The organism is Streptomyces sp. BA2, from assembly GCF_009769735.1.
In the GTDB taxonomy this organism is placed as follows: Bacteria; Actinomycetota; Actinomycetes; order Streptomycetales; family Streptomycetaceae; genus Streptomyces.
This window is the reverse complement of record NZ_WSRO01000002.1, coordinates 3,886,083-3,900,870: the sequence shown is the minus strand read 5'-3', so window position 1 is coordinate 3,900,870 and position 14,788 is coordinate 3,886,083. Positions and strand designations below refer to the sequence as shown.

9 protein-coding genes are annotated in these 14,788 nt (G+C 70.7%); 3 read left to right on the top strand and 6 right to left on the bottom strand.

All coding sequences use genetic code 11. The annotated features are described in order from the left end of the window. Positions 1–84 precede the first annotated feature (84 nt). On the top strand, positions 85–2,973 hold the full coding sequence (locus tag E5671_RS20185) for a bifunctional glycosyltransferase/CDP-glycerol:glycerophosphate glycerophosphotransferase (protein ID WP_160505363.1): 2,889 nt from the start codon (positions 85–87) through the stop codon (positions 2,971–2,973). Next, a complete protein-coding gene (locus E5671_RS20180) occupies positions 2,970–4,145 on the top strand; it encodes a glycosyltransferase (protein WP_336605796.1) in 1,176 nt (391 codons plus the stop codon). Before E5671_RS20185 ends, E5671_RS20180 begins: the two co-directional genes overlap by 4 nt. Before the next feature lie 15 nt (positions 4,146–4,160). Here the strand turns inward: E5671_RS20180 and E5671_RS20175 are convergent, their stop codons facing one another. Together E5671_RS20175 and E5671_RS20170 are read right to left on the bottom strand one after the other, a co-directional pair. Continuing rightward, positions 4,161–4,991 carry an ABC transporter ATP-binding protein gene (locus E5671_RS20175; protein WP_336606058.1) on the bottom strand — a complete coding sequence of 277 codons (831 nt, stop codon included), beginning with the start codon at positions 4,989–4,991 and terminating at the stop codon, positions 4,161–4,163. 7 nt (positions 4,992–4,998) lie between these two features. Beyond that, positions 4,999–5,910: an ABC transporter permease gene (locus tag E5671_RS20170; RefSeq protein WP_160505361.1), complete on the bottom strand. Its 912-nt coding sequence runs from the start codon at positions 5,908–5,910 to the stop codon at positions 4,999–5,001. 115 nt (positions 5,911–6,025) lie between these two features. On the opposite strand from E5671_RS20170, the gene E5671_RS20165 reads away from it, so the two are divergent. Next, on the top strand, positions 6,026–6,658 hold the full coding sequence (locus tag E5671_RS20165; protein ID WP_160505360.1) for a TetR/AcrR family transcriptional regulator: 633 nt from the start codon (positions 6,026–6,028) through the stop codon (positions 6,656–6,658). 162 nt (positions 6,659–6,820) lie between these two features. On the opposite strand, the gene galE is transcribed toward E5671_RS20165, so the two are convergent. The 4 genes from galE to E5671_RS20145 all read right to left on the bottom strand — a co-directional run bounded on the left by galE (position 6,821) and on the right by E5671_RS20145 (position 14,672). After that, positions 6,821–7,804 carry a UDP-glucose 4-epimerase GalE gene (gene galE, locus E5671_RS20160; RefSeq protein WP_160505359.1) on the bottom strand — a complete coding sequence of 328 codons (984 nt, stop codon included), beginning with the start codon at positions 7,802–7,804 and terminating at the stop codon, positions 6,821–6,823. Positions 7,805–7,879: 75 nt separating this feature from the next. Next, positions 7,880–9,517: a glycosyltransferase family 2 protein gene (locus E5671_RS20155; RefSeq protein ID WP_336605795.1), complete on the bottom strand. Its 1,638-nt coding sequence runs from the start codon at positions 9,515–9,517 to the stop codon at positions 7,880–7,882. A 35-nt stretch (positions 9,518–9,552) separates the two neighbouring features. Further along, complete coding sequence (locus E5671_RS20150) at positions 9,553–11,163, bottom strand: hypothetical protein (RefSeq protein ID WP_237330201.1); 1,611 nt, start codon at positions 11,161–11,163, stop codon at positions 9,553–9,555. Then, positions 11,160–14,672: a CDP-glycerol glycerophosphotransferase family protein gene (locus E5671_RS20145; RefSeq protein WP_160505358.1), complete on the bottom strand. Its 3,513-nt coding sequence runs from the start codon at positions 14,670–14,672 to the stop codon at positions 11,160–11,162. The genes E5671_RS20150 and E5671_RS20145 overlap by 4 nt, the downstream gene beginning before the upstream one ends. Positions 14,673–14,788 lie beyond the last annotated feature (116 nt).

The window sequence follows — 14,788 nt, the reverse complement described above, 5'->3', positions numbered from 1 at the left end:
AGGCCGTTCACACCCCCCTGAAGAGCGCCAATCGGGCATTAGCGATAATTAGTAGGATGAGCTGGCATCTGACTGGAGGGACGCATGGGAGCGATAGGTGAGCGGGGGACGCCGGAGGCGCGACCCGATGTGTCCGTAGTGGTGATCGTCTACAACGACACCGAGCGGCTGCCGACCGCCGTGCAGTCGGTGCTCGACCAGACGCTGCGCGGCGTCGAGGTCGTCATCGTCGACGACTGCAGCACGGACGGTTCGTACGAGACGGCGCAGCGCATCGCCGCCGAGCACCCCGAGCGGGTGCGGGCCTACCAGCTGCCGGAGAACAGCGGCGCGGGCGGTGAGCCCCGCAACGTGGGCATCGGATACACCGTCGGACGCCACGTGATGTTCCTCGACAGCGACGACGTCCTGGAGCGCAACGCCTGCCGCAACCTCCTCGAAGCCGCCGAGCGCGACGGCTCCGACATCGTCTCCGGGCTCTGCGTCCGTCTTTCCATGGACACCCGCAACAAGAAGCGCGACCGGTGGTACCCCTGGCTCTACGCGACGACCCGCACCCTGGAGTCCGTCACCGAGCTGCCCGACCTGTTCGTCTGGGACACGCTCTCCACGAACAAGCTCTACCGCCGCGACTTCCTCGTCGAGAACGCCCTCCGCTTCCCCAAGGGGATGTTCTACGAGGACCTGATGTTCATCGCCGAGGCCTACCTCGCCGCCGAGCGCATCACCCTCATCCCCAACCAGGTCTACTTCTGGCACGTCCATGAGCGCGCCGCCGCGAAGTCCGTGACCAACCGGCGTCACGAGATGACCAACTTCGAGCACCGCATGGAGATCCACCGCCGGATCGACGCGCTGCTCGCGGAGCGCGGCCTCGACGAGCTGCGGCTCGCCAAGGACATCAAGTTCCTCAAGCACGACCTGGTGCTCCACCTGCGCGACCTGCCGTTCCGCGACGCCTCCTTCCGCCAGGAGTTCGCCGGCCTCGCCCGCGACTACCTCGCCGGGCTCGACCGCGCCGCCTACGACGAGGTGCAGCCCATCCAGGCCATCTGCGCCTACCTCCTGGAGCAGGGCGACTGGGACAACCTGCTGCCCGCCGTCGACACCCTCACCAACCGCGACAAGATCTCCTCGCCCCTCGCCGAGCGGGACGGGCGCGTGTACTGGTGCGCCGAACACCTCGACGACCCGTTCGGCCGCCAGGTCCTCGACGTGACCGAGCTCGGCTACCACGGCAAGCGTTTCGACCAGATGTTCCTGCGCAACGTCCTGACGCGGTACGAGGAGTCGGCGGGGACCGTCCGCATGGCGGGCCGCATCACCAACCCGCTCGGCGTCGTCGGCCCGGACGCCGTGCTCACCGCCGAGCTGGAATTCAGTGCGCGCCGCCGCAGCCTGCAGACCTTCCGCTTCCCGGTCTCCGCCGTGCGGTACGAGGGCGACGCCATCACCTGGGATGCCTCCGTCGACCTCGCGCGACGCCTTCGCCCGCTCGGAGTCGTCGACGCGGTCTGGGACGTGCGCCTGCACCTCACCGCCGACGGCGTGCGCACCAGGACACGGCTCACCGCGTGCGACCCGGGGCTCGCCGAGGGGAGGCTTCCGGTGCGGCCGAGGCTGACCCGCCTCGTCGCCGACCACATGGAGCCCGAGGTCTCGCAGCGCGGGCACCTCGCGTTCCGGCTCGTCACGCGGGACGCGGCGGCCGACCGGATCCAGGATCTGGTGGCCCGCGGGACGCAGGGCGTGCCGGGGCGCCTCGCCAAGACCGGCTTCCGCAAGGCCAAGAAGCTGCGCAAGGACCTCACATCCGGGCAGAGCAAACTGCGCGTGTACGACGAGGTGTTCAGCCGCCTGCCGGTGAAGAAGGGCACGGTCGTCTTCGAGAGCCACCTCGGCAAGCAGTACAGCGACAGCCCCCGGGCGATCTACGAGGAGATGCGGCGCCAGGGCCTCGACTTCGACGCCGTGTGGTCCTACACCGGGAATCCGCAGGGTTTCCCCGAGGACGCGACGCTGGTACGGCGCTGGTCGCTGCCGTACCTGAAGGCCCTCGCGCAGGCCGAGTTCTGGGTCGACAACCAGAGCTACCCGCTCAAGCTCACCAAGCGGCCCGAGACGACGTACATCCAGACCTGGCACGGCTCGGCGCTCAAGCGCATGGGCTTCGACGAGCCCGCGTGGAAGCTGCGCGGCAAGGCGGCCCAGGACGAGCAGCAGCGCGTCCTCGACCGCTTCGACCGCTTCCTGATCCGCTCCGAGCACGACGTGCGGACCCTGGCGAAGGCCCTGCGTCTGAAGGAGAAGGTGCTGCTCAGGGTCGGCTATCCGCGCAACGACGCGCTGGTGCGGGCCAAGCGCGCCGAGGACGCGACCGGCGTGCGCGAACGCGGGGCGCTGGCAGCGGAGTTGGGCATCCCCGAGGACAAGCGGGTGCTGCTGTACGCGCCGACCTTCCGCCGTCACGGCGGCCGGCACGGACGCTTTGAACTGCCCTTCGACGTGGAGCGGTTCGCGGAGGAGTTCGGCGACCGCTACGTGCTGCTCGTGCGCTCGCACTACCTGAACCACGTGGTGCTCCCGCCGTCCGTGCGCGGCCGCGTCATCGACGTCTCCGCACACCACGACGTCACGCCGCTCTACGAGCTCGCGGACGCGATGATCACCGACTACTCCTCCGTGATGTTCGACTACGCGCTCCTCGACCGGCCGATGCTGTTCTTCACGTACGACTACGAGGAATACGTGCACGAAGGGCGAGGGACGTACTTCGACCTGCGGGAGCGGGCTCCCGGCCCGGTCGTCGACACCGAGGACGAGCTGTTCGCGGCGCTGAAGGCCCTGGACGAGCAGGCCCTCGAATACGCGGGCGCCCGGCAGCGGTTCGTGGCCGAGTTCGGTGAGTACGACCGGGGCGACGCCGCCAAGAGCATCGTCGATCAGTTCTTCTCGCACTGGAGCGGCAAGTGAGTCAGACAGCAGCGATTCGGACGGCTCAGCGGACGCGGGACATATTCTTCGTCTCCAACAGCGTCAACGAGCTGGGCGGGATCACCAGTTGGTCCCACCAGATGGCCCGCCTCCTCGTCGAGCGCGGCCACCGCGTGCACGTCATTGGCATCACGGACCCCGGCGTCCCGCAGGACGTCGGCACGGACCTGCCGTACCCCACCACGACGCTGTACGACGAGCACCCGCCGCGCGTCGGCCCGGCGCGCGGCATCAAGGGGCGGCTCAACGTGGCCGAGCACCGGCTGCGCAAGCGGCGCGCGGAGGGCATGCACGAGCAGGCCGCCAAGCTGACCGCGCTCTTCGCGCAGGCAGGGCCCGGCGCCGTCGTCATCGTCACGCAGGTGTGGGCGATGGAGTGGGTGGAACTCGCCGACACCACCGGCATGTTGGTCATCGGCATGAGCCACGAGTCGTTCGCGTACTCGCGGGCGTGCTCGCGGTTCGGGCGGGTGCGCAAGCACTACAAGGACATCGACCGGATGCTCGCGCTGACCCGCGAGGACGCCGACTTGTGGATCAGGCAGGGCATGGACAACGCGTCCTTCATGCCGAACCCGCTGCCGTTCATGCCCGAAGTGCCCTCGCGGCGCACCGAGAAGATCGTCACGAGCATCGGCCGCCTGCACGACCAGAAGGGCATCGACATGCTCCTCGACACCTGGGCGGAGGTCGCGCCGCTGCACCCGGACTGGAAGCTGCGGATCTACGGCTCCGGCGAGGACGAGGAGATACTCAAGAAGCAGTGCACGTCCCTCGGCCTCGACGGCTCCGTTGAGTGGATGGGCCGCACGAGCGATGTGCCGGGGGCGCTGCGGGGCGGCTCGGTGTTCGTGCAGTCGTCGCGGGGCGAGGGTTTCCCGCTCGCGCTGATGGAGGCGATGGCCACCGCCGTGCCGTGCGCGGCCTTCGACTGCGCGCCGGGCGTGCACGAGATCGTCCAGGACGGCGTGGACGGACTGCTTGCACAGCTCGGGAACACGGCTGAACTGGCGCGCAGGCTGGACACGTTGATGTCCGACAAGGAGCTGCGGGACCGGATGGGGGAGCTGGCCAGGGTGAACATCCAGCGCTACACGACGGGTGAAGTCGTGCGGCGCTGGGAGGAGTTGTTCCTCTTCCTGGAGCGGTAGGGCGGGGCGGCTCGGCTATTTCTTGCCGCCCGTGAAGCGCTCGTACTCCTTCAGGACGTCCTCCGTCGGGCCGTCCATGCGCAGCTCGCCGTGCTCAAGCCAGAGCACGCGCTCGCAGGTGTCGCGGATCGACTTGTTGTTGTGGCTGACCAGGAAGACCGTGCCCGCGCGCTTGCGCAGCTCGCGGATGCGGGCCTCCGAGCGCTTCTGGAAGGAGCGGTCGCCGGTCGCGAGGGCCTCGTCGATGAGCAGTACGTCGTGGTCCTTGGCGGAGCCGATGGAGAAGCGGAGCCGGGCCGCCATGCCGGAGGAGTACGTACGCATCGGGAGCGTGATGAAGTCGCCCTTCTCGTTGATGCCGGAGAAGTCGACGATGTCCTGGTAGCGCTCCTGGATCTGCTCGCGGCTCATGCCCATCGCCAGACCGCCGAGCCGGACGTTGCGCTCTCCGGTGAGGTCGTTCATCAGGGCCGCGTTCACGCCGAGGAGGGAGGGCTGGCCGTCGGTGAAGATGCGGCCGTTCTCGACGGGGAGAAGCCCGGCGACCGCCTTCAGGAGCGTCGACTTGCCCGAGCCGTTCGTGCCGATCAGGCCGATGGCCTCGCCCTTGTGGGCGGTGAAGGAGACCTTCCTGACGGCGTGCACCTTGCGTACGCCGGGGGACTCGCCGCCCTTGCCCCCCTTGCCGCGCTTGAGGATGCGGCCGAGCGCGGCGGTCGCGCTGCCGCGGCCCGTCGTGGCGCCGCCGTGGACGCGGTAGACGATGTCCACCTGGTCGGCGATGACAGTGGGTGCGGGTGCGGGTGCGGGTGCGTGGGCGGGTGCGGTTTCAGCGAGGGGTGCAATCGTCGTCTCAGCCACGGCCGTACGTCTCCTCTGCCTTCCAGAAGTAGATGAATCCGCCGACTCCGGCGAGCAGCGCCCAGCCCACCGCCCACGCCCAGACGTGGTGCGGGAGCTGGTCCGCCTGGAAGCTGTCGATGAGCGCGAAGCGCATCAGGTCGATGTAGATGGCGGCCGGATTGCACTCCAGGAGGACCTGGAGGGCGTGCGGCAGGTGCTGGTCCTTGAGGACCGCGTCGATGCTCCACATCACCCCGGACACGTACATCCACGTACGCAGCACGAACGGCATCAGCTGCGCGATGTCGGGCGTCCTGCTGCCCAGGCGGGCCATCACCAGGGCAAGGCCCGTGTTGAACGTGAACTGCAGGAGCAGGACCGGGACCACCAGGAGCCAGGACATGCTCGGCGGGACGCCGAAGCAGAGCAGGATCACGACGAGCGCGCCCATGGAGAACAGGAGCTGCTGGAGCTGTTGCAGGCTGAACGAGACCGGCAGCGCGGCCCGCGGGAAGTGCAGGGCACGCACCAGGCCGAGGTTGCCGGCGATGGCGCGGGTGCCCGCCATGACCGAGCTCTGCGTGAACGTGAAGATGAAGACGCCGGTGACCAGGAACGGGACGTAGTCCGGGACGTCGTGCTTGGTGTTCATCAGCACGCCGAAGATGAAGTAGTAGACCGCCGCGTTCAGGAGCGGAGTCATCACCTGCCAGACCTGGCCGAGCTTCGCCTGGCTGTACTGGGCGGTGAGCTTGGCCGTCGCGAAGGCGGTGATGAAGTGGCGGCGCTGCCACAGCTGCCGGACGTACGCGGGGAGCGTGGGGCGGGCGCCGCTGACGGTCAGGCCGTGCCGGGCGGCGAGCTCGGCGGGGTCGGGCGCCGCGGCCCCCGTGCGGGGTGGTGCGTCGAGGACCTGAGTCACTGCCGCTGCTCCTTACTCGTTACGTCGGGACGGACCCGTATCGTCGCAACGTCGAGAGTAGGGTGTCGCTACGTCGGAACGCAACCGTATCGTCGTCACGTTCTATGCTGTTCGCATGACGACGAGCAGGCCAGGAGATGAACAGCCGCGTGAGCAGCCCCGCCGCAGGGCGCCCGCGGGGGCCGCGGTGCTCCGCGAGGATGTGACCGAGGCCATCAGGTCCGCCGTCTTCGCGGAGCTGGCGGCGGTCGGGTACGCACGCATGTCCATCGAGGGCATCGCGCGCCGCGCGGGCGTCGGCAAGACCGCCGTCTACCGGCGCTGGCGCTCCAAGCTGCACCTCGTGCTCGACCTGGTGTCGGCGATAGCGGTCCAGGGCCTGCCGATGCCCGACAGCGGCTCCCTGGAGGGCGACCTGCGACTCCTCTACGAGGTGACGTCGCGCGCCCTGCGGCACCCCGTGGCCTCGCAGGTCATCCCCGACCTCCAGGCGGAGGCGGCACGCAACCCGGAGATCGCGGAGGCCATGCAGAAGGCGCTGCGGGAGGGGCAGCACGGGGTGGCGAACGGCATCGTGCGGGCGGCCGTGGCGCGGGGTGAGGTGCGGGACGGGGTCGACGAGGACCTCGCGCTCGACCTGGTGTCGGGGCCGCTCTACTGGCGGTCCGTGGTGGTCCGGGCCGAGCTGCCCAAGGGGTACTTGGGCAGCCTCGCCTCGGCTACGGCGGCGGCGCTGCGGGCGTTGTGAGTGCGGCTGTTGTGAGCGCGGCTGGGGTGGGATCGGCGGCTGGGGTGTGACTGCAGGAAAGTCCCGCCGGGGCCGCCCCTCGCACGGCGTGTCGTGGGAATGCCGTGCAAGCCGCGGCCGACAGCCGCTTCACGAACCGCGGGAGCTCCGGAAACTCCGGGGCTAGCTCCTCGCCGCCTCCGGATGCGTCCGAACCCACCCCGCCCACGCCGACGTCACCATCTCGCGTACGTCCCGCTTGGCCGACCAGCCGAGTTCCGTGGCGGCGCGGGACGCCGATGCCACCACCCTCGCCGGGTCGCCGGGGCGGCGGGGGGCCACGGTGGGCGGTGCGTCGTAGCCCGTGACCTCGTTGATCACCTTCGTCATCTCCAGGACCGAAACCCCCTCGCCTCGGCCGATGTTGAGCGTCAGGTCGGTGCCGCGTGGCGCCTCGGCCAGCTTGCGGGCCGTTGCCACGTGGGCCTCGGCGAGGTCCGCCACGTGGATGTAGTCGCGTACGCACGTGCCGTCCGGCGTGGCGTAGTCGGCGCCGAAGACGCGCGGTGCCTCGCCGTCCGTGAGCTTCTCGAACACCATCGGGACCAGGTTGTAGACGCCCGTGTCGGCCAGCTCGGGGCTCGCCGCGCCCGCCACGTTGAAGTAGCGCAGCGACGCCGTCGACAGGCCGTGCGCCCGGCCCGTCGCGCGGACCAGCCACTCACCCGCCAGCTTCGTCTCGCCGTACGGACTCATCGGGAGGCAGGGGATCTCCTCCGTCACCAGGTCCACGTCAGGCATGCCGTACACGGCCGCGGATGAGGAGAGGACGAAGGACGCGACCCCCGCTTCCGTCACCGCCGACAGCAGGACCCGCAGTCCCTCCACGTTCTCGTGGTAGTACCGCAGCGGCTGCTCCACCGACTCGCCCACCTGCTTCTTCGCCGCCAGGTGCACGACACCCGTGACGGCGTGCTCCCTCAGCGTGCGGGACAACAGGTCCGCGTCGAGGGTCGAACCCGTCACCAGCGGTACGCCCTCCGGGACGCGATCGGCGATGCCCGTGGACAGGTCGTCGTAGACCACGGCCCGCTCGCCCGCCTCCGTCATGGCGCGGACCACGTGTGCCCCGATGTAGCCGGCACCGCCGGTGATCAGCCAGGTCATCGTCGTCAGTCAGCCTTCTGTGTGAGTTCGAGCGGGTGGGTGTGCAGTGTCGCAGAGGTGTGTGTACGGGCAGCGTCAGCGGCCGGCTCCGCTCACCCACCGCGCGAGCCGCCTTCGCGCCACCCCCAGCATCCCCCGCAACCCCGGCGCGAGCCGCACCGCCAGGTTCCCCGCCTGTGTCCTGTACGGCTGGGCCAGCAGGATTCCCCGGCGTGACGGCAGCGCCGTGCGCCGCAGCAGCCCTGGCCCCGCCACCGCCCGCGCCGTCGTCTCGCGCGCCGTCCCGTCGCCGAAGTGGAGGCGCAGCCGCAGGTCCCATACGCCGCCGCCGAGCGAGCCCAGGTCGAGGACCACCTCGGTCAGCCAGGTCCCGGGGTCCGAAGGGCTGAACGCCGCGGTGCGGCGCAGCACCGGGCCGTCGCCGCTCCTCGGCACGAGCTCCACGTCCACCGTCGTCGGGCCCGCGTCCGCCACCCGCCCGTACAGCTCGTGCAGCCGCAGCGTGAGGCGGCTGCCGCCCGCGCGCGGCCGCAGCTCCGCGTCCACCGCCAGCGGGAGGAGGCGGATGGGGCGTACGAGGAGGTGTTCCAGGGTCACCTGGGAAAGGTCCTGGGACCAGGTGGGCGTGGTGCCGTCGGGCGAGCGCGGGTAGGGCGGCGACAGGCGCGCGGGGCGGGCCGCCACCTCCTGGAGGCGGGTCAGGTCGCGCGGCTCGGGGGAGGCGAGGATCACGCGGGCGATGATCCGGCCCGGCGCGGGCGCCGCGTCCAGGTCGGCCGCGTCGAAGGTCGCGAGGTACGCGCGCGTGGCCGTCCACCACTCCCGGCGGTACTCCGGGCTCCGCGTGGTGAGCTCGCGCGCGTACATCCGCAGGCTGTGGTCGACGAACTTGGCGCGGGCGGCGCGCGCGAGCCGTTTGCCCGCGTCCCCCGACGCGCTCCGCGCCTCCTGGAGGATCTCGACCGACTGGCGGTGGGCCTCCAGGCGGGCCTGCCAGTTGGCGATGCCCGAGCGGTCCAGGGAGATCGAGAGCTTGGCCGCCGTGCGGCGCACGTTCCACACGTAGACGGGGTCCGTGATCAGCGCGATGCGCGGTCCTGCCGCGAGGACGCGGGCCGTGAAGACGAAGTCCTCGTACGTGAAGCGGCCCTCGGGGAAGCGGAGGGTGTGCTTGCGGAGGAAGTCGGTGCGGTAGAGCTTGTTGACGCAGAGGGTGTCGTGGACCAGGCGGGTGCGCAGCTCGGGACGGGCGATGAGACGGGGCTTCGTGTAGAGCATGGGCTGCCAGGTGCTCTCGCGTCCGGAAGGCAGTTCGCGGCGTACGCAGAGTCCGGTGACCACCTCGGCGTCGTGCCGCGCGGCGGCCTTGAGGAGGGCGTCGACCGCGCCCGGCGGCAGGACGTCGTCGCTGTCGAGGAACATCACGTACGCGGACGTCGTGGCCTCGATGCCGTCGTTGCGGGGAGTGCCGCAGCCGCCGCTGTTGACGGAGCGGCGGATGGGTTTGACGCGCGGGTCCTCCTGGGCGAGCGCCGCGAGCAGCTCGCCGCTGTCGTCCGTCGAGCAGTCGTCGACGGCGATCACCTCGCGGACGGCGGGGCCCTGGGCGAGGGCCGAGCGCACCGCGTCCGTGACGTGCGCGGCGTCGTTGTAGCCGATCACGACGACGCAGATCTGGGGCGACGGGGGCGAGAGAGACAGAGAGGGATCCACGGGGGAAATTTTAGAGGTTGCTAGTAATTATCCGATTAGGGGGTCTTCGGCTGGTTCGTGTTGCCCTCGTTCTGTGTCGCTCTTCCGTCGTCCGCCTCGGTTTTCCCGCCGCTCACGTTCGTGTGCCCGCCGCTCACCCGCGCAAGCACCTCACCCGTACGCGGCCCCCACGCCACCACCACGGCCTCGTCCGGAACCTTCTGGTCGGGCGAGAGCAGCAGCCAGCGCACGTCGTAGCGGCGGACGATCCGCGTGCGTTCCGCGCGGGTCGAATCGGGCGAGAGGTAGTCGCGCACCTTCTGGAGACGGTGGTTGCGCGTGTCCTCGGCGAGCGAGGCGTCAGGCCAGGCCGGGGCGACGAGATTGGCGCCGTACGCCGGGATGGAGCGGGTGGGGTAGTAGCCGTTGGTCAGGACGACGTCGCCCCGGTCGAAGTGGCGCACCGCCCAGCCGTAGCCCGGCCAGCGCGGCGGCTGGTCGAAGCCCACCGGGTCCAGGGCGCGCGGCACGACCGCGCCCGCCTGGAGCGTGAAGAAGCCGACGGCCGCTCCGGTGGCCGCGACTCCTCCCAGGGCCATGCGCCACCGCCGCCATGGGCGGGGCGCGGCCAGCTCGATCGCGAGGGCGAACTGGAGGGGGACCAAGGTCAGGCCCAGGATGCGGCCGTAGGTGTAGTGGCCGCTGAGCCAGCCGTACGCCACGACAGCGCAGTCCAGGGCGAACATCAGGACCAGCGGGTCGCGCCGGTTCTTGCAAAAGCGCAGCGCGAGCGCGGGCAGCCCGATCAGCGCGAGCCAGAAGCGCTGCGGCATCTCGGTGTAGAGCTGCCGGTGGATCCAGTCGACGCTCTCGTCACCGACGAGGGAGAAGACGGAGAAGTAGGGCCAGCTCGCCGCGATCACCGCCGCCGTCACGGCGGTCGCCGCCCACTTCCACAGCGCCCCGAAGGGCCGCCGGGCCGAGGCCGCGAACGCCACGACGCCGATCACCGCCGCCACGGACGAGATGGGGTGGACGAGCAGGACCACCCCGCAGAGCGCGCCGAGCCCCACGTACGCGAGGACACCCCGCGGTGACTTCGCGAGCGAGCCCGCCCACCCCCACGCCCAGAACGCCAGGCCGATCGCGAACGTCGACGGATAGGCGAGGTTCCCCGTCATCGACATCAGGCCCAGATAGCCGCTCCACCACGCCATCCGGGTGCCCCAGAGCACCACCATCGCCAACAGGGCGAGGACCGGCGCCCATTGACGTGGCGTCAGGACCTTCACGAACCGGCCCAGACCCGTGAGCAGCACCAGCAGATTCAGCGGCCCCGCCAGCTTCACGACCTCCCAGCCCGCGAGCCCGGTCACGCGCGCGAAGAGGCCCTGCGCCACCGCGTACGGCGAGTAGTACGGGCTGCCCGCGCCCGGCAGGTCCGCCATCGGGTGGCGCGGGTGCAGCAGGTCGGACTTGAGACGCTCGACGACCGCGGCGTGCTGCCCGAAGTCGCAGCACATCGGCACCCGCCAGAAGGCGAGCGACATGACGATCCAGAAGAGACCGCCGAACACGGCGTACGGGCTCGGGCGCCACCTCTTGCGCCGGTTCAGTGCGGTCGCGCCGTGGGCCTCCCGGTGGGGCCCGAGCGTGGCCGTGGTCATCGCATGAGCCTCTCCGCGACACGGGCCGACGCCCGCCCGTCGTCCAGATCGCAGTAGGCCTCGCGGAACGCCGCGTACGCCTCCGCGTGCCGGGCCGTGAGCGAGTCCAGGTCGCGCAGCGCCTCGACGACCTCGCCGGTGGAGGCGAGCAGCGGTCCTGGCGCGCTGGTCTCGAAGTCGAGGTAGAAGCCGCGGACCGTGTCGCGGTAGTGCTCCAGGTCGTAGGCGTGGAAGAGCATCGGACGCCCGGTGTGCGCGAAGTCGAACATCAGGGAGGAGTAGTCCGTCACCAACACATCGGAGATCAGGAGGAGTTCGGCCGTGCGGGGGTGGGACGACACATCGCGTACGAAGGGTGCGCGGGCGCCGGGCAGGCGGCCCGCCGTCAGCGGGTGCTTGCGGACGAGCAGGACGTGGTCGTCGCCGAGCACGTCCTGTGCCGCGGCGAAGTCGAGCGCGGGTTCGTAGCGGAAGCGGCCGGGGGAGTAGGCGAGGTGGTCCCGGAAAGTCGGCGCGTACAGGACGACCCGCTTGTCCGGGGCGATGCCCAGCTCGTGGCGCACGCGTTCGGCGACCTTGTCGCGGTCGTCGGAGAAGAAGACGTCGTTGCGGGGCGAGCCCGCCTCCATGACCTCGCCCTCGTAGGCGAGCGCGCGCCCCAGGTGGGGGGTCGAGAAACGGTTCGGCGACACGAGCACGTCCCACTGGCGCGACAGCTTCGGCAGGACGTCGAGGTGGCCGTGGTCGGCGTAGAGCGTGTCGGTGAGATCGGTGCCGATGCGCTTGAGGGGCGCCCCGTTCCAGGTCTGTACGACGGTCTGCCCGTCCCGCCGCTCGAAGAAGTCGGGCAGATGCCCTGCGGTGACGATGCGCCGGCAGCGGGCGAGTGCCTCGTACCAGGCCGCGCTGTGCTCCTCCACGCCCCGCGCCCCCGCCGGCACCCGCGTCTGCTGGTCCTGCGTCACCCACAGGTGCTCGACGTCCACGCCGCGCCGCACCAGCTCCTCGTGGACCGCGCGCGGCGAGTCACCGTCGAAGTAGAGGACCGCGTCCCGCAGTTGCTGCGTGCGCTGGCGCGGATAGTGCGCCGTACGCAGCCGGTGCTGCCGATAGGCCCCCCGCTCACCGCGCGCGAGCACGGACCCGGCTTCGAGCAGCAGCCGGTCCCCGAACCGCCGGTCGACGGTGAACTCCCGCCCGTCCACGGTCTGGTGGAGCGGAAAGCCGGCGGAGACGGAGGCGAGCAGCCGCACGGGCATGCCGTCCTCGCCGTGGGAGCCGTGCGCGGCGGTGCCACTCCCGGCACTCGCCGCGCCCCCCGCGCCCCCCGCCTCCCGCAGGAACGCGTACCAGCGTCCCTCCCGCAGCGCCCCGCCCCCGGGGGCCACCACCGCCCGGAAGCGCCCGGCGGAACGTTCCACCGGAACGGTCACTTCCTCGTCCCTGCCACTGTGCCGGAGCACCAGTTCCGCCGTGTCCCAGCCGGCGCCGGAGACCGTGCCCTCGACCGTCAGGGTGCCGTCCACGCTCCACGCCACCCGGTCGGCGATCGGCTGCCGGGTCAGCTCGACGACCAGCTGGCCCTGGTCGTTCGCCGAGGCGCACAGCTCGCGGTCGCCCGCGCGTGAGGCGTAGCGCCCGGGGGGCAGGTCGAGTGCCGCCGCCAGGGACTTGAGCTTGCCGTCGGGCAGGACCAGGTTGGCCTGCCAGCGGTCGCCGTGCGGGGGTTCGACCTCCTTGGGCGCCAGGTGCGGGGTCGGCGCGATGTCCTCCAGGTCCGCGAGGCGCACACGCACGTCGAAGCGGTCGTCGCCCGGCAGCGCCACGGGGTAGTCGAACTCCGCAGAGGAGTGCTTGTGCGTCAGGCGCAGGGCCGTCGGGAGCAGGTGGCTCGGCAGGTGGCCGCTGAGCACCATCTCGTCGCCGTCCCGGTGGTGGGCGTCGACCCGCGCCACGTACTCCTGGATCTTCAGCACCAGGCGGCCCTTGCTGAAGCCGAGCACCAGGCGGAGCCCGTCGCCCAGTTCGCGTACGACGGACTGGGCTGCCGACCCGTCCAGGGGGCGGACCGCGGCCCGGCGCACCGAACCGTGGCCCGCTACGACCACGCCGAGCAGCCAGTTGCCCGGCCGCCACCGGCCGCCGGTCTTCAGTCGCTCGGGGTCGACGGTCAGCTCGAACCCGGAGAGGTCGTAACAGTGCAGCTGCTGCCGGGAGTTCTCGGTGGCCTGCGGGGCGGCGACCGTCCGGGTGGGGACCCGCCTCAACTGGGCCCTGCTGTGGGCCGACTTGAGGATCGCGGCCTTGACGGAGTGCCCGGGACGCGTCGCCTCCATATTGCGCACGTACGCGTAACCGCTGATCCGCAGCAGCCCGTCGGAGCTCCAACTGGCCTCCCGCACACGGGCGATGACCGGCAGCTCGCCACGGCCGAGCCGGGCGAGCTCCTGCGGAACCCGGATGTGACCGCCCGAGCTCCGCGGGTACGCGGCGCTGCGCCGCACCACGCCGCGCACCTGGAAGGCGTTCTTGTTGTTGTGCTGCTCGAAGGTGAGCAGGTCGATCAGGTCGGCGGTGCGCCCTTCGCGTACGAGATGCCATTTCACGCGCAGGGACACCGGAAGCCCGGCGACGACCCCGGGATCCGCGCGGCGCAGGAACGCGGCGGCGCCCTTCATGAACGCGGCGCGGTACTCGGGCCCGCCCATCGGCAGGCCCTCCAGGAAGTACACGAAGTCGTCGCGCAGACAGGAGGTGTCGTACGTCCCCCGCATCTCGGGCGCGTGCTCGGCGAGGAACGCGCTGACGTGCGCGCACGCCGCGATCCGGTCGCGCACGCCCTTGACGTCCGTGCGCCGCCGGGTGATCGAACCCTCGCGCACCCGCCAGTAGTAGACGTGGTCGCTGAGCACGTCCACGGAGCCCGCGAGGAAGTGCGCGGGGATCATGACGGGCGTGTCCTCGTACAGCTTCCCCTCCGGGAAGGTGAAGCCGTGCCGGTCCCAGAAAGCGCGCCGGAAGACCTTGTTCCAGGCGACGCGGTCGGAAAGGAGGTCCAGGTCTCGGCTGATGTGCGTGCGTGAGCGCGGTTCGGTGAGCCACTTGTACTGCCAGGCCTGCTGGCGGCCGCGCTCGTTCAGGCGCCAGACGTTGCCGCTCGCGAAATCGGACCCGGTCGAGTCCAGACTCTCGGTCATCCGGGCGTACGCGTCGTGCGGCACGACGTCGTCGCTGTCGACGAAGGTCAGGTACTCGGCGGTGGGGGTCGCGTGCCGCACCCCGGTGTTGCGGGCGGCGCTGAGGCCCGCGTTCGGCTGGCGCACATAGACGAACCGCGGGTCCTTCGCCGCGAACTCTCGTGCGATCCGCGGGCTGCCGTCCGTCGAGCCGTCGTCGACGAGCACGGCCTCCAGGTCGGCCATGGTCTGCCCGGCGATCGACTCCAGGCACTCCTCCAGAAACTCTTCGACGTTGTAGATGGGCACGACGACGCTGAGACGGGGCTGCACGGCGACCGGCCTTTCACGGGGGAGCAATCATGGGAGTACGGGCGTATTCATCCCTTTTGCCCGATCCGGTCAATTTCTTTGCCCCCCTTCATCCCAATGAGTGATGCGGGGTCTTC

Bases quoted from the DNA above. Each gene is read 5' to 3' on its own strand.
- E5671_RS20165 (WP_160505360.1), top strand. From the start codon at position 6,026: ATGACGACGAGCAGGCCAGGAGATGAACAGCCGCGTGAGCAGCCCCGC.
- E5671_RS20185 (WP_160505363.1), top strand. From the start codon at position 85: ATGGGAGCGATAGGTGAGCGGGGGACGCCGGAGGCGCGACCCGATGTG.
- galE (WP_160505359.1), bottom strand. From the start codon at position 7,804: ATGACCTGGCTGATCACCGGCGGTGCCGGCTACATCGGGGCACACGTG.
- E5671_RS20150 (WP_237330201.1), bottom strand. From the start codon at position 11,163: ATGACCACGGCCACGCTCGGGCCCCACCGGGAGGCCCACGGCGCGACC.